Origin of the sequence: Maricaulis sp., from assembly GCF_048270095.1 — a bacterium.
Lineage (GTDB): Bacteria > Pseudomonadota > Alphaproteobacteria > Caulobacterales > Maricaulaceae > Maricaulis.
This window is the reverse complement of record NZ_JBLWTL010000023.1, coordinates 13,312-26,728: the sequence shown is the minus strand read 5'-3', so window position 1 is coordinate 26,728 and position 13,417 is coordinate 13,312. Positions and strand designations below refer to the sequence as shown.

At 63.0% G+C, this 13,417-nt stretch carries 12 protein-coding genes; 4 read left to right on the top strand and 8 right to left on the bottom strand.

The features are described 5' to 3' along the window. Nucleotides 1-60 precede the first annotated feature (60 nt). The 3 genes from kbl to ACN0YJ_RS11990 all read right to left on the bottom strand — a co-directional run bounded on the left by kbl (nucleotide 61) and on the right by ACN0YJ_RS11990 (nucleotide 3,360). Nucleotides 61-1,263 carry a glycine C-acetyltransferase gene (gene kbl, locus ACN0YJ_RS12000; RefSeq protein WP_417496335.1) on the bottom strand — a complete coding sequence of 401 codons (1,203 nt, stop codon included), beginning with the start codon at nucleotides 1,261-1,263 and terminating at the stop codon, nucleotides 61-63. Nucleotides 1,264-1,323: 60 nt separating this feature from the next. Then, nucleotides 1,324-2,040, bottom strand: coding sequence for a DUF4386 domain-containing protein (locus ACN0YJ_RS11995; protein ID WP_417496334.1), 717 nt, complete (start codon nucleotides 2,038-2,040; stop codon nucleotides 1,324-1,326). A gap of 159 nt (nucleotides 2,041-2,199) precedes the next feature. After that, nucleotides 2,200-3,360, bottom strand: a complete 1,161-nt coding sequence (locus ACN0YJ_RS11990; protein ID WP_417496333.1) for a serine hydrolase domain-containing protein — start codon at nucleotides 3,358-3,360, stop codon at nucleotides 2,200-2,202. A 705-nt stretch (nucleotides 3,361-4,065) separates the two neighbouring features. Here ACN0YJ_RS11990 and ACN0YJ_RS11985 point away from each other — a divergent pair. Beyond that, nucleotides 4,066-5,166, top strand: a complete 1,101-nt coding sequence (locus ACN0YJ_RS11985) for a hypothetical protein (RefSeq protein WP_417496332.1) — start codon at nucleotides 4,066-4,068, stop codon at nucleotides 5,164-5,166. A 26-nt stretch (nucleotides 5,167-5,192) separates the two neighbouring features. Here ACN0YJ_RS11985 and ACN0YJ_RS11980 read toward each other — a convergent pair whose 3' ends face one another. From ACN0YJ_RS11980 to hutI, 5 genes are read right to left on the bottom strand one after another with little or no spacing between them, the layout of a single operon-like run. After that, nucleotides 5,193-5,432, bottom strand: a complete 240-nt coding sequence (locus tag ACN0YJ_RS11980; RefSeq protein WP_417496331.1) for a hypothetical protein — start codon at nucleotides 5,430-5,432, stop codon at nucleotides 5,193-5,195. Between the two features lie 16 nt (nucleotides 5,433-5,448). Further along, entirely contained in the window at nucleotides 5,449-7,119 is a 1,671-nt protein-coding gene (gene hutU / locus ACN0YJ_RS11975) for a urocanate hydratase (RefSeq protein WP_417496330.1), read from the bottom strand. Further along, nucleotides 7,116-7,925, bottom strand: coding sequence for an N-formylglutamate deformylase (gene hutG, locus ACN0YJ_RS11970; RefSeq protein ID WP_417476357.1), 810 nt, complete (start codon nucleotides 7,923-7,925; stop codon nucleotides 7,116-7,118). The genes hutU and hutG overlap by 4 nt, the downstream gene beginning before the upstream one ends. Further along, on the bottom strand, nucleotides 7,925-9,454 hold the full coding sequence (gene hutH, locus ACN0YJ_RS11965) for a histidine ammonia-lyase (protein ID WP_417496329.1): 1,530 nt from the start codon (nucleotides 9,452-9,454) through the stop codon (nucleotides 7,925-7,927). The genes hutG and hutH overlap by 1 nt, the downstream gene beginning before the upstream one ends. After that, nucleotides 9,445-10,653 (bottom strand): imidazolonepropionase, encoded by a 1,209-nt coding sequence (gene hutI, locus ACN0YJ_RS11960; protein ID WP_417496328.1) that lies wholly within the window; start codon nucleotides 10,651-10,653, stop codon nucleotides 9,445-9,447. The genes hutH and hutI overlap by 10 nt, the downstream gene beginning before the upstream one ends. A 79-nt stretch (nucleotides 10,654-10,732) precedes the next feature. On the opposite strand from hutI, the gene ACN0YJ_RS11955 reads away from it, so the two are divergent. The 3 genes from ACN0YJ_RS11955 (at nucleotide 10,733) to ACN0YJ_RS11945 (ending at nucleotide 13,412) form a co-directional block, all read left to right on the top strand. Then, on the top strand, nucleotides 10,733-12,103 hold the full coding sequence (locus ACN0YJ_RS11955) for a formimidoylglutamate deiminase (protein ID WP_417496327.1): 1,371 nt from the start codon (nucleotides 10,733-10,735) through the stop codon (nucleotides 12,101-12,103). After that, on the top strand, nucleotides 12,100-12,840 hold the full coding sequence (gene hutC / locus ACN0YJ_RS11950) for a histidine utilization repressor (RefSeq protein ID WP_417496326.1): 741 nt from the start codon (nucleotides 12,100-12,102) through the stop codon (nucleotides 12,838-12,840). The genes ACN0YJ_RS11955 and hutC overlap by 4 nt, the downstream gene beginning before the upstream one ends. 89 nt (nucleotides 12,841-12,929) lie before the next feature. After that, nucleotides 12,930-13,412 carry a hypothetical protein gene (locus ACN0YJ_RS11945; RefSeq protein ID WP_417496325.1) on the top strand — a complete coding sequence of 161 codons (483 nt, stop codon included), beginning with the start codon at nucleotides 12,930-12,932 and terminating at the stop codon, nucleotides 13,410-13,412. The last annotated feature ends 5 nt before the right edge of the window (nucleotides 13,413-13,417 follow it).

Genomic DNA, 13,417 nt, shown 5'->3' with positions numbered 1-13,417 from the left:
GTGGAGAGCTCAAAGCCCTGCTCCGCAGGGAGACGTACCGAGGGTATAGGTCGCCCGCGCTCAGATAACCCCCAACTCCCTGCCCACCTTGGTGAACGCCGCAACCGCGCGGTCAATCATTTCCGGCGTGTGGGCGGCGCTCATCTGGGTGCGGATACGGGCCTTGCCCTTGGGGACGACGGGGAAGAAGAAGCCGGTGACATAGACGCCCTCATCCATCAGTTTCGAGGCCATTGCCTGGGCCAGTTTGGCATCGCCGAGCATCACCGGAATGATCGGGTGTTCGCCGTCCAGCAGATCAAAGCCTGCAGCAGACATACGGTCACGGAACAGCCGGGCATTGGCAAACAGGCGGGTGCGTAACGCGTCACCTTCGGCAACCATGTCGAAGGCCTTCAGCGAGGCGCCGACAATGGCCGGTGCCAGCGAATTGGAGAAGAGATAGGGCCGCGAACGCTGCCGCAGCATATCGATAACCTCTTGACGCGCCGCTGTAAATCCGCCCATCGCGCCGCCCAGCGCCTTGCCGAGCGTGCCGGTGATGATGTCGATCTCGCCAAACACACCGCAATGCTCCGGCGTACCGCGCCCACGAGCGCCCATAAAGCCATGGGAGTGGCAATCATCGACCATGGTCAAGGCATTGTATTTCTTTGCCAAATCGACGATTTCCGCGAGCTTGGCGATATAGCCATCCATCGAGAACACGCCATCAGTGACGATCAAAACATGGCGCGCACCATCGACTTTCGCCTGCTTCAACTGGACTTCCAGATCAGCCATGTCGGAATTGGCATAACGATAGCGTTTCGCCTTGCACAGGCGCACACCGTCAATGATCGAGGCATGGTTCAAAGCATCTGAAATGATGGCATCTTCCGGCCCCAGCAGCGGCTCGAACACGCCGCCATTGGCATCAAACGCCGCCGCATAGAGGATGGCATCATCACAGCCGGTAAAGGCGGCGATCTTGGCCTCGAGCTGTTTGTGGATGTCCTGGGTGCCGCAGATGAAGCGCACCGAAGCCAGCCCGAAACCATGGCTGTCGAGTGTATCCTTGGCGGCCTGGATCAGCTCGGGCCGATTGGCGAGACCGAGATAGTTATTGGCGCAGAAATTGATGACGTGATGGCTGGAACCCTCTGAATTCACGTCGATTTCGGAGAATTGCTCCGAAGTGATGATGCGCTCGCGCTTGTACAGCCCGTCGGCCTCGATCTGTTTCAGTTCGGCGGTCAGGTCAGAGTAGAAAGCGTCGGACATGAAGGGGCTCCCGGGGCAAGTTTGCGCAGGAACCCCTTCTATTGGGCCAGGCCCGACTTGTCATCCGGCCTTGGATGCCGAAGGTATTTTCACCCCCATGATCACCAGCCACAGGGCCAGCAACACTTCGCCGAAGAAGGTCGGCAACATATACCAGGGGCTGATGATCTGGCTGATCGCCGGGTCAAGGAAGATTGCGATCAACCCGCCGGCCACCGCCAATGCCCCGACCATGACCAGGAAGGAAATCAGCGCTGGCACGTAGCGCGAGCGAAGCAGGGCGAAGCCAAGGACGGCATTGCCAAACCCAAAAAAGACCAGGCCGATCATATAGCCCGCCGTGTGTGCCTTCAGGCTCAGCATCGCCATGGCCGCGAGTTGGGCCGGGTCAAAAGCTGTGAGCCAGGCTGCATCGTCGATCAGGAACAAGACATCGAAATGATTCTGCATGTTAAGTGCTTGCACCGCCGCCATGACGAGACGAAAGAATGCCGCCAGCAATGCGAGATTCCGGCTGACCGGCCTCAAAATGACGTAGAAGCCGAAGGCGACAAGCACATCGGCGCAAAACGCGATAATCTCCGCGACAAAGCCCAGCCGCCACAAATCTTCCGAAGCGCGAATGGCGTCAAGCGTGCCTTGTGGGTCGCCGGCGACGATCAGTCCGCCCCGCGCGGCGATCTGGGAGAATAACGCCCCCGCGATGATGACAAGATAGGCCAGCCCCGTCAGACGGGCCCAGCCCCGCTGCTCTGCTGCCGTATTGGTAATATCCATAGGTCTGTCCCTCGAAAATGACCGGCTCGTGCTACAAATCCGGATTGCCCCTCACAAGCGGGACAATCACGAACTGCGTCCCCTGTGCGCTATATTTTCCCGAAAATTTCGCCCGCGCAGGAGCCGCGTTATCGCCGCCCACACCTGCGCTGACGCTCGCTAATCCGCGAATTGCTCCGGATAAACCCACCACCACGGCACCGGGTTGGGCCCCATCGCGAGCTCGGTGATCGCTGGATAGATCAGCTCGGCGCGCACTGAATTGGCGAGCAGGACGATGCATCGCTGCGTCTCTTCGTGACAGATCGCCCGATTGCCGGTCCAGGGATTGTGACCGCCCTTGTCGAACCAGTGGCCGGTCTCGTCCTGATAGGTGATCACACCCAGCCCGGCGGCCAGTGAGATGGCGGCCGCACGCGGGTCTTCCTCAGTCGTAAGGGTGGGAAACTGGCTCGGTGAACGGATGATCTGCGACGGCGCGACGAATTCGGCCCGCGCCGCCTCGCTCAAGCCATCGCCGGCCACGAAGCCGGCCCACATGCGCGCCTGGTCTGCAATACTGGTATCCATCGAGCCGGCAGCAGACACGCCGGAGCGCTCGTCATGGGGCTCGAATGTGCCGTCCATGGCATAGCCGTCGGCGAGGTTGTCGCGGAAATCCGGGCGCCATTGCATCGAGGTGTCGGTCATGCCGAAGCGGTCAAAAATTCGGGCCTGCATCTCCGCTTTCACACCCAGGCCAAGGCCGGCCTCGATCACATGCTGAAGGATGTAGAAGCCTTCGGCGGAATAGGTCTGGCGCTCGCCCGGCGCGAAGTGAAAGCGCAGGCGGCCATCCTCCTCCAGCCAGCGGAAATTGGCGAAGCCGGTCCCGTTGGACAAGATGATGCGCGCCGTCAAATCCCGCCATTGCGGCTGGTCGGCGAGATCGGACCAGTCGTCATCGTCCGTCGCATAGTCCGGCAGCGGGCGCGGCAGGTATTCGGCGATCGAGGTATCGAGATCGATCAGGCCCTCATCGACCAGCTGCAGCACGAGATAGGCGAAGGCCGCCTTGGTCAGCGAGGCGCCATACATGACGGTATCGGTCTCCAGCGGCCAAGCCTGCTCCAGATTGCGATAGCCAAAAGCGGCGACATGTTCGACTTCGCCGTGATCAACCAGCGCGTAGGCGAGACCGACAACCTGCTCCTCCCGCATCATCTGCTGGATCGATGTATCGAGCGCGGCAATCTCCGCCTCGCTCCAGCCATCAGGTTGGGCCTGGGCAGCAGCTGTCAGGGCGATCAGCGATGTGGCGGCGGCGAGAAGTGTGCGCATGGGAGTCCCCTTGGTGGTGATGGGAGGACGTTAGGATCAAGGCCGGCCGGCGTGAAGCGGGATGCCGGGCGAGGCAATCCCGTGCCGCGAAAACCCTGTCTCGCCGTCAGCCTGTGGCGCGGACGCAAGTGGCGACGGACAAAGGACAACCTCCCCGGAGGCGCGTACCAAAGGGACGCGCCCCTCGCCGCCTGGCCGAGCGCCTGTCATTGACGGAAAAACGAGACGTCGCAATCCGCCCCCCACCGCACCTGCGCTATAATCGTGCGCGCATCGCTCTTTGACATTGTTGGCCCATGAAGACCTCCCGCATCAGGATCGCCGCTGACCGGGATAATGAATGGCAGACGGCGACAGGGTGTCATGCCTCTGTCATTAGCAAATCGCCAGCCTGCAGGCGGCTCCACGCCCCCTCGCGGGACAATGGCAGACTGGCAGACAGCGCTGAGCATTTCGCATAATTCTGTTCATTTTCGATGAGGGGCGCGGACCATCGGTGCACGTCCCTCAGAAAAAGCGCCCTGGCGCAGACCAATCCATTGATCGCTTGTCAGCCAGTGGGCCACCGGGGTGGCGGCAAGCGGTAAATGGAATTCTCTGGCCTAAATGGCTGACGTGCTGACGCGACGTCTCGCTTGACTTCGACAATTCGGCGCACATCCTTCCCGGCAGCGGAGCGGCGCAAGGGTCGGGAGTACAGTTTTGATGAGCTTCAATCTCGGTGGCCTGATCGCATCAATTCTGCTGACCTCCAGTCAGGCGCCCGATGAGCCTCACCTCACCACCTGGCTGCCGGCCGATATCCAGCGCGAACGCGTCGCGTATCTCGAACAGTCCCGGAATGATGGCCTCGACACCGAGGGTTTGCGCCGCGGCTGGATGGAAACGCAGAGCGCCGCATTGGAACGCGCGCTCGCCCAGAGCCGACCCGAGCAGGACGCCCGCTCTGCACTGGACGCGAATGATGACCGGCTGGCCGGCTTCAAGGCGCATTATTTTGGCCTCATCCTCGACGGTATCCAGTGCATGGAGGATCCGCGCTTGCGGACTTGGCAAACACGCTTCGCCTTCATCGCACAACACACCGAGCTCGGATTGGAGCATAGCCTTCCGTATCAGCGCGACTATATTCGCCGCTATAATCACGTCATTATCGCCGAGGCCGACCACCCGCTCGGACAAATCTGCCACCCCGTCTCCGCGGACGAGGAGTCCTTTACCGAGAGTGAGGCGTCCTTGTTTGATCTGGGAGAGGACCAGCCCTCCCCCGCCGAGCCGTGGCTGCCCGACGAGCTGAGGCAACGTCACCGTTCCTATATCGAGGCCGCCACAATGCCTGACGGCTTGCTGGCGCCCGACGTGCTGCCTTGGTGGCATTTCGAGCGCCTAACTCTGGGCAACGCTCTGGAGCAGAACCGCCCCGAGAATGATGCAGCCGCCGCTGCCGACAATGGGGATATTCGACTGGCCGTGTGGTCAACGCGACGGGTCGACTGGCTGGAGGGTCTCCATTGCACAGACGCACTCGATCAACCGGATATCGAAACAAGAATCGCCGGAAGCGATGACCATGCGGGCTCCGGCAACCCAGAGCGGGTGCAAGCCAATGAGTCTCTGCGTGAGTATGTGCGCCGCTTCAACGCGGCGATGATCGCCACACCAGGACACCCGCTCCAAGGGATATGTCGCGTCACCCGGACGGGCGAAGGCTCAACGATTGACCCCGGCCGGCAGGCCGCCGAGGAGGCTGCCAGACGCGAGGATGCGGCGGAGATAGAGCGGCTCTTGCGTGCCGAGCCTGGATAGCGGGTCAGGGCCTGACCCCGTCTAGATCACAGACCACCGCCCCGTCTGGCGATCACGGCCCCGGCCAGCGCGGACACGGCCGCCAGCGAGGCGATCCAGAGATAGATGAAGCTCGTATCGTGATGCACGACACCGTCGAGGAAGCAGCGGCCGTTCTCGTCGAAGCAGGCGCGACTATTCCAGTAGACCATCACGAAAAGCCGACCGAACCAGATCGTCAATAGGACTGACGCCAGCGTCCATATCCCGGCGAGAAGCCTGATCATTTTGGCGAGAACGCCCCTACCCCACACTCGGCAAATCCAGCCCCTGGCTCTTCGCGCAATCCTTCGCAATTTCATAACCCGCATCGGCATGGCGCATCACGCCGGTCGCCGGGTCATTCCACAACACGCGTCCCACGCGCACCGCGGCTTCGTCGGTACCATCAGCGAGGGTGACCTGGCCGGAATGGATGGAATAGCCCATGCCGACGCCGCCGCCATGATGGAGCGAGACCCAGGTGGCGCCGGATGCGGTGTTGAGCATGGCGTTGAGGATCGGCCAGTCGGCGACGGCGTCGGAGCCGTCCTGCATGGCTTCGGTCTCGCGATTGGGACTGGCCACTGAACCGCTGTCGAGATGATCACGGCCGATCACCACGGGGGCACTCAGCTCGCCGGTGCGGACCATCTCGTTGAAGGCGAGACCGAGGCGATGGCGCTCGCCGAGGCCGACCCAGCAAATCCGCGCCGGCAGGCCCTGGAACTGGATGCGCTCGCGGGCCATGTCGAGCCAGCGGTGGAGATGGGGATTGTCGGGGATGAGCTCTTTGACCTTGGCATCGGTCTTGTAGATATCCTCCGGGTCACCGGACAGCGCGACCCAGCGAAACGGGCCGACGCCGCGGCAGAAGAGCGGGCGGATATAGGCGGGGACAAAGCCGGGAAAATCGAAGGCCTTTGAGATGCCCTCGTCGAAGGCCATCTGACGGATATTATTGCCGTAATCGACGGTGGGAATGCCCGCTTTATGAAAGGCCAGCATCGCCTCGACCTGGATTGCCATGGATTTCTTGGCGGCTTTCGAGACGGCATCGGGGTCGGAAATCCGCATGGATTCCCACTTGTCGAGGCTCCAGCCGAGCGGGAGATATCCATTGACCGGATCATGCGCCGAGGTCTGGTCGGTGACGATATCGGGACGGACGCCGCGCTTGACGAGTTCGGGGAAAACATCGGCCGCATTGCCGAGCAGACCCACCGAGACGGCCTCGCCCTTGGCGCAGGATTCGTCAATCATTTCCAGCGCTTGATCGAGATCACCGGCCTGCTTGTCGAGATAGCCGGTCTTGAGACGCATCTCGATCCGGCTCGGCTGGCATTCGATGGCGAGCATGGACGCGCCCGCCATGGTTGCCGCGAGCGGCTGGGCACCGCCCATGCCGCCAAGCCCGCCGGTGAGTATCCATTTGCCTGCCAGGTCCCCGCCATAATGCTGGCGCCCGGCTTCGACAAAAGTCTCATACGTGCCCTGCACGATGCCCTGGCTGCCGATATAGATCCAGGAGCCGGCCGTCATCTGGCCGTACATCATCAGGCCTCGTCTATCGAGCTCGCGGAAATGTTCCCAAGTCGCCCAGTGCGGCACCAGATTGGAATTGGCGATCAAAACGCGCGGCGCATTGGAATGAGTCTGGAACACACCGACCGGCTTGCCGGACTGGACCAGCAGCGTCTCGTCATCCTTGAGCCGTTTCAGGGTGGAGACGATGCGGTCATAGCTCTCCCAGTCGCGCGCCGCACGGCCGATCCCGCCATAGACGACGAGTTCTTCCGGTTTTTCAGCGACTTCAGGGTCGAGATTATTCATCAGCATGCGCAGCGGCGCTTCTGTGGCCCAGCTCAAGGCATCGAGTTCATTGCCACGTTTGGCACGGATCACGCGCGCATTGTCGAGCCGGGTTGAGGTCATCTCATCTCTCCAGAATAGAGGTTTTCCGCAGCCCGCAGGGCCGCTGTCATGACGTCCTTGAGTGCAACACGCAGGACGGCGGCCTTGGTCTCGTCGAAGGCTTTGCTGCCCATGTCGAGATAGGCCGACTGGGCCAGTTCCATCTGCACCGCATGGATATTCTGATTGGGCCGGCCATAGGCACGGGTGATGAAGCCACCGCGAAAACGGCCATTGACGATCGAGGCGTATTCCTCGTGATCCATCATCGCCTTGAGGGCGGCGCGTTCGATCACCGGGTCGCAGGCTTCGCCGCCGACCGTGCCGAGATTGAGATCGGGCAAGACGCCCTCAAACAGGCGCGGCACTTCATCGGTGATGGAATGGGCATCCCACAGCAGGGCAAAACCATGCTCCATCCGGGTCTCGACCAGAAGTTCGGTCAGCGCCTTGTGATAAGGGTCGTGATAATCGGTGCGCCGCGCTTCCAGCTCGTCTTCATCGGGCTCCTGGCCTTCGCGATAGACCGGGGATCCATCAAACAGGGTCAGCGGCACCAGGTCCGTCGTCGCCTGGCCCGGATAGAGCGAGGTATTATTCGGCGCGCGATTGAGATCGACGACATAGCGCGAATAATTGGCGCGAATGGTCGAGGCACCCAGGCCTTCAAGGAAATCATAGAGCTGCGGCACGTGCCAGTCTGTGTCGGGCAGGCTGGCCGCCTGCGGCGTCAGGCGTTCGGCGAGGCCGTCACTCAGGGCAAGCCCGGAATGCGGCATTGAAACCACCAGCGGGCTGGTGCCGGCTGCAAGCGTATACAAATCCATCAAACCACTCCGGGCAAATCGCCGGCTTCCGCGACCAGATAACCATTGGCGACCAGATCGCGCGCCGCGGCGATATCTGTCGCAAAATAGCGATCATCGCCATAGGGAGCCACATGCCGGCGCAAGATCGCCTTGGCCGCCTCCACCGGGTCCGAGGACAGGTCAGGTGCATGGAAATCGGTTCCCTGCGCGGCGCAGAGCAATTCGATCCCGACCACGGCGTGGAGGTTTTCCGCCATTTTCAGCGAACGCACGGCGCCATGCGTGGCCATCGAGACATGGTCTTCCTGATTGGCGCTGGTCGGGATGGAATCGACGCTGGCCGGATAGGCTTTCTGCTTGTTCTCCGACACCAGGGCGGCAGCGGTGACATGGGCGATCATGAAGCCGGAATTGATGCCCGGATTGGGCGTCAGGAAAGCCGGCAAACCGCTGACCGCCGGATCGGTGAGAAGCGCGATACGCCGCTCGCAGATCGAGCCGATCTCGCAGGCCGCCATCGCCAGCGGGGCGGCCGCGAAGGCGACCGGCTCGGCGTGGAAATTACCGCCGGAGATCGCCTCGCCGGTATCGGTGAAGATCAGCGGATTGTCCGTCACCGCATTGGCTTCGATCTCGAGCGTACGGCCAGCCTGACGCAAAAGGTCGAGCACAGCGCCCATCACTTGCGGCTGGCAACGCAGGCAATACGGGTCCTGGATCTTCTCGCAAACACTATGGCTGGCGAGGATTTCGCTGCCCTGAGCGAGGCCGCGCAATGCGGCGGCAACGTCGATCTGGCCCTGATGGCCACGCAGTTCATGAATGCGCGGATCAAACGGCGCGATCGAGCCCTTGGCGGCATCCAGGCTCATCGCACCGGAGAGCAGCGCGCCCTTGAAACCGGCCTCGATGCCGAACAGGGCAGCGAGCGCCAGCGCGGTCGAGGTCTGGGTGCCGTTCAGCAGGGCCAGGCCTTCCTTGGGGCCCAGCTCGACCGGTTTGAGCCCGGCGCGCTTGAGGGCCTCCGCAGCCGGCAGGCGCTCGCCGCGCCAGAAGGCCTCGCCATGGCCGATCAGCGCCGCGCTCATATGCGCCAGCGGTGCCAGATCGCCCGAGGCCCCGACAGAGCCCTGGGCCGGGATCACCGGCAAGACATCATGCGTGAGCAGATCTTCCAGCGCCTTCAGCGTCGACCAGCGCAGGCCGGACGCGCCGCGTCCGAGACTGGCGATCTTCAGCGCCAGGACCAGGCGCACGATATTGGCCGGCAAAGCCTCACCAATCCCGGCGGCGTGCGAGAGGACCAGGCGTTCCTGCAGGATGGCGAGTTCGTCATTGGCGATACGCGTCTGGGCCAGCTTGCCGAAACCGGTATTGAGACCATAGACGGCGCGGCCCGAAGCGATCAGCTCCTCCACGGTTCGCGCGGCGGCATCAACGCCCGCCTGCGCGTCGGGATCAATTGTGGCGGCTGCGCCGCGATAGATGGCCTGCCAGTCCGCCAGCGCCATCTGGCCCGGCCTGATTTGAATCGCACTCAAAGCCATTCTCCCCCGAGGATGCGGCCATGCAGCGGCCGCAACCCGATCCATTGAATAATTTCTGCCGGACGTTCGACATCCCAGATCGCCAGATCGGCGCGCTTGCCCTGTTCCAGCGTTCCGATCTCTTTCGCCAGACCCAGCGCCCGGGCGCCCTCGCGAGTGACACCGGCCAGCGCTTCCTCGACGGTCATGCCAAACAGGTTGCAGGCCATATTGGCCGCGGTCAGCAAGGACACCATCGGCGAAGTGCCCGGATTGGCATCGGTCGCCACGGCCATTGGCACGCCCGCCTTGCGTAGCGCCGTGACGGGCGGTTTCTGTGTTTCGCCGATGCCGTAAAAGGCGCCGGGCAGGATCACGGCCACCGTGCCCGCCTTCGCCATGGCGGCAATGCCCGCATCATTGGTGAATTCGAGATGATCCGCCGACAGGCCATCAAATTCGGCCACAAGCTTGGCACCGCCCGTGTCGGAGAGCTGGTCGGCATGCAGTTTCACCGGCAAGCCGGCCGCCTTGGCGGCAATAAACAGACGGCGGATTTCTTCCGGCGAAAAGGCGATACTCTCGCAATACGCATCGACCGCATCGGCCAGCCCCTCGCGCGCGGCCTCGCGGATCAGCGGGATGCAGACCTCGTCGATATAGGCCCCGGAGCGGCCTTCATATTCAACCGGAATGGAATGCGCCGCCAGCAAGGTCGTCGACACACGCAGGCCCGAGACGAGGCCGAGCGAACGCGCCGCCCGCAGCATGGCCAGCTCGCTCTCATAGGTCAGGCCATAACCGGACTTGATCTCGATCGTGCCGACGCCTTCAGCCGAGAGCGCATCAAGCCGCGACAGCGCCCCGCCCGCCAGCTCGGCCGCCCCCGCCTTGCGCGTCGCCTCGACGGTCTTGCGGATCCCGCCGCCGGATCTGGAAATCTCCGCATAGCTCTCACCGGCGAGACGGCGCTCGAATTCGTCCGACCGGTCACCGGCAAAGACCAGATGCGTATGACAATCGACCAGGGCGGGCGTCACCCAGCGGCCATCGAGACTTTCGGCTTCCAGCGCCGTTTCCGGCGCCTCCGACATCGGTCCGATCCAGGCGATGCGGCCATCGCGAATCCCGATCGCCGCATCGAGCAAGGCACCGTAGGCCACCTCGCCCGGCACCATGGTCGCGAGCCTGGCATGGGTCAGTAATCGGTCGAAACGCATTGAACGGCCCTTCAATTCCGCGTAATTGTCTATACAATTAAATCGCGTGTCTGAGTCTGTCCAGCCGGGAGGCCTGTCAATGTCCGAATTTCACTTCGCCGAGATTCTCCTGCCCGGTGGCTGGGCCCGCAATGTCGAGATCACGGTCGATGCCAACGGCCGGATTGCCAGTATCAGCCCTGACACGCCGCCCGGTCCCGAAGCGCGGCGCCTGGGTGTTGCCGTCCCCGGCATGGCCAATGTCCACTCCCATGCTTTCCAGCGCGGCATGGCCGGCCTGTCAGAGCGGCGCGGCCCCGGCGAGGACAGTTTCTGGTCCTGGCGCCAGATCATGTATGCCTTCAACGATAATCTCACCCCCGACCATGTCGAGGCAATGGCGGCGCTGGTCTATTGCGAAATGCTGGAGACCGGCTTTACCTCGGTCGGCGAATTCCATTACCTGCACCACGACCAGCACGGCCAGGCCTATAGTGATATCGGCGAGATGGCCGGGCGGATTTGCGCCGCCGCCGGGGCGACCGGCATCGCCCTCACCCTGTTGCCAGTGCTCTACCGCCATTCCAATTTCGGCGAGATGCCGCCCAGCCCGGGCCAGCGCCGCTTCATCAATACGCTCGATCATTTCGCCGACATTCTCGCGTCGGCCAAACGTCATCTGACGACGATCGACCACGGCGTGCTCGGGATTGCGCCCCATTCCTTACGCGCCGTCTCGGCCGCCGAGATCACCGCGATCCTGCCCCTGAGCGAAGGGGGACCGGTGCATATCCATGCCGCCGAACAACAAAAAGAAGTCGATGACTGCCTCGCCGCAACCGGCAAACGCCCGGTCGAATACCTGTTCGACACCCAGAGCGTCGATCAGAATTGGTGCCTGATCCACGCCACCCATATGAGTGACGCTGAAACCGCGATGCTGGCTGCCTCCGGGGCCGTGGCCGGCCTGTGCCCGCTGACCGAAGCCAATCTCGGCGATGGCTTCTTCAATGCCGGCGCTTATCTGGCCGATCATGGCCGTATCGGCATTGGTTCCGACAGCCATATCCGCATCGACCTGGCCGAGGATATCCGCCTGCTGGAATACGGGCAGCGCCTGCAGGCGCAGCGGCGCAATGTCCTGGCTCCACCCGGTGGCAGCACCGGCCGCCGCCTGTTCGATGCCGCGCTGGGCGGCAGCAATCAGGCGCTGCAACAGCCTTCGGGCCGGATCGAGGCCGGGCAGCGTGCCGATTTCGTCATTCTCGACGATCATCACCCGACCCTGGTCGGGCGGTCCGGGGATGCGCGCCTGGATAGCTGGCTGTTCTGCGGCGATAGCCGTCTGGTAAGCGAGGTCTATGTCGGCGGCCAATGCGTCGTGCGCGAGGGGCGTGCACTGACCCGCGACCGCATCGAGGCCGCCTATCGCACCGCCATGCTCGATATTCGCACGGCGATTGATCAATGAGGGAATGGGCCGGCGATCTCAGCCTTGATGGCTCCGGCCCGGTCTATGACCAGATCCGGCGGGCCATCCTGGGCAATATCCGCTCGGGCATCTGGCCGCCACGCCATCGCATACCCGCCGAAGCCGAGCTGGCGGCGCATTTCGGCACCGCCCGCATGACCGTCAATCGCGCGCTTCGTGAACTGACCGAGGACGGCTTGATCATCCGCCGCCGCCGCACAGGCAGTTTCGTCGCCCCACCACCCTCGCCTTCGGCGATGCTGGAGATCGTCGATATGTCGACCGCCATCCCGGCACGCGGCCAGACCTATGGTTATCAATGCCTGACCGATGAGACCGTCGCTGCCAGTTCCGAGCGCGCCGCCCGGCTACGCCTTGCGCCGGGTGCACCGGTACAGCATCTGGTCTGCCTCCACACTGCCGATGGCGATGTCGTCGAACTGGAGGAACGCTGGATCAATCTGGCCCTGCTGCCCGCAGCCGCGCGCCAGGATTTCACCACCACCACGCCCGGTGCCTGGCTGCTGGCCGCGACGCCCTGGACCGCCGCCGAGCACACAGTCTCCGCCATTAATGCCGATACCCGCCTGGCCAAGCGCCTGAATATCGAGCCCGGCGATGCCTGCCTGCTGCTCGAGCGGCGAACCTTTCACAATGAGGCCGTCGTCACCCTCGCCCGCCTGACCCATCCAGGCGACCGCCATGTCATGACCGAACGCTTCCGTCCGGGCGAGTGAAGCCGGTGTGCCGGCGCGCGAATTTTCCCGCTTCTCCACGACAGCGCTGTCGTGATATCGACGCGTCAGTTTGATTTTGGGGGAAAGCCGTGATCATCGCTCTCGCACTCGCCAGTACAATGCTGGTCCTTACTGACACTTGTGTCGACCATAGCGCATACAGTTTCGAGCTCGCCGCAGCGCGTCTCGCCAATGTCGAAATCCTGCGCAACGACGCCTCCGGGCGCAGTGAACGCGGCAGCTTCCCCGACGGCACAATCGTGACGCTGAGCGCCGAGTATTGCTCGACCCCGGTCATCGTCATGAGCGTCGATGCGCCGATCGACGACCAAACCGCCATGCGTTTGAATCAGCTGACCGGGCGTCTTGATCGAATCACGGGATGTGTCGCCGAAGATTATGCTGTCCTCGACACCGCTTTCGCGGCGACGGCCGACGCTATGGCGGCCGGTGGCCAATATGAAGATGACAACCACCCGCTGGCGCAGACCGCGGCGAATACGATCCGCTTTACCGCTCGCGCCGAGGGTGGACGCATGCTGGCCGAGTTCAGCTGTACCAAACACGAATAGCGCAT

What these genes read in the sequence shown, in the direction of transcription:
- ACN0YJ_RS11990 (WP_417496333.1), bottom strand. Translation starts at nt 3,360, where the DNA reads ATGCGCACACTTCTCGCCGCCGCCACATCGCTGATCGCCCTGACAGCT.
- ACN0YJ_RS11980 (WP_417496331.1), bottom strand. Translation starts at nt 5,432, where the DNA reads ATGATCAGGCTTCTCGCCGGGATATGGACGCTGGCGTCAGTCCTATTG.
- hutH (WP_417496329.1), bottom strand. Translation starts at nt 9,454, where the DNA reads ATGGCTTTGAGTGCGATTCAAATCAGGCCGGGCCAGATGGCGCTGGCG.
- hutG (WP_417476357.1), bottom strand. Translation starts at nt 7,925, where the DNA reads ATGGATTTGTATACGCTTGCAGCCGGCACCAGCCCGCTGGTGGTTTCA.
- ACN0YJ_RS11955 (WP_417496327.1), top strand. Translation starts at nt 10,733, where the DNA reads ATGTCCGAATTTCACTTCGCCGAGATTCTCCTGCCCGGTGGCTGGGCC.
- ACN0YJ_RS11995 (WP_417496334.1), bottom strand. Translation starts at nt 2,040, where the DNA reads ATGGATATTACCAATACGGCAGCAGAGCAGCGGGGCTGGGCCCGTCTG.
- ACN0YJ_RS11985 (WP_417496332.1), top strand. Translation starts at nt 4,066, where the DNA reads ATGAGCTTCAATCTCGGTGGCCTGATCGCATCAATTCTGCTGACCTCC.
- hutC (WP_417496326.1), top strand. Translation starts at nt 12,100, where the DNA reads ATGAGGGAATGGGCCGGCGATCTCAGCCTTGATGGCTCCGGCCCGGTC.
- hutU (WP_417496330.1), bottom strand. Translation starts at nt 7,119, where the DNA reads ATGACCTCAACCCGGCTCGACAATGCGCGCGTGATCCGTGCCAAACGT.
- hutI (WP_417496328.1), bottom strand. Translation starts at nt 10,653, where the DNA reads ATGCGTTTCGACCGATTACTGACCCATGCCAGGCTCGCGACCATGGTG.
- kbl (WP_417496335.1), bottom strand. Translation starts at nt 1,263, where the DNA reads ATGTCCGACGCTTTCTACTCTGACCTGACCGCCGAACTGAAACAGATC.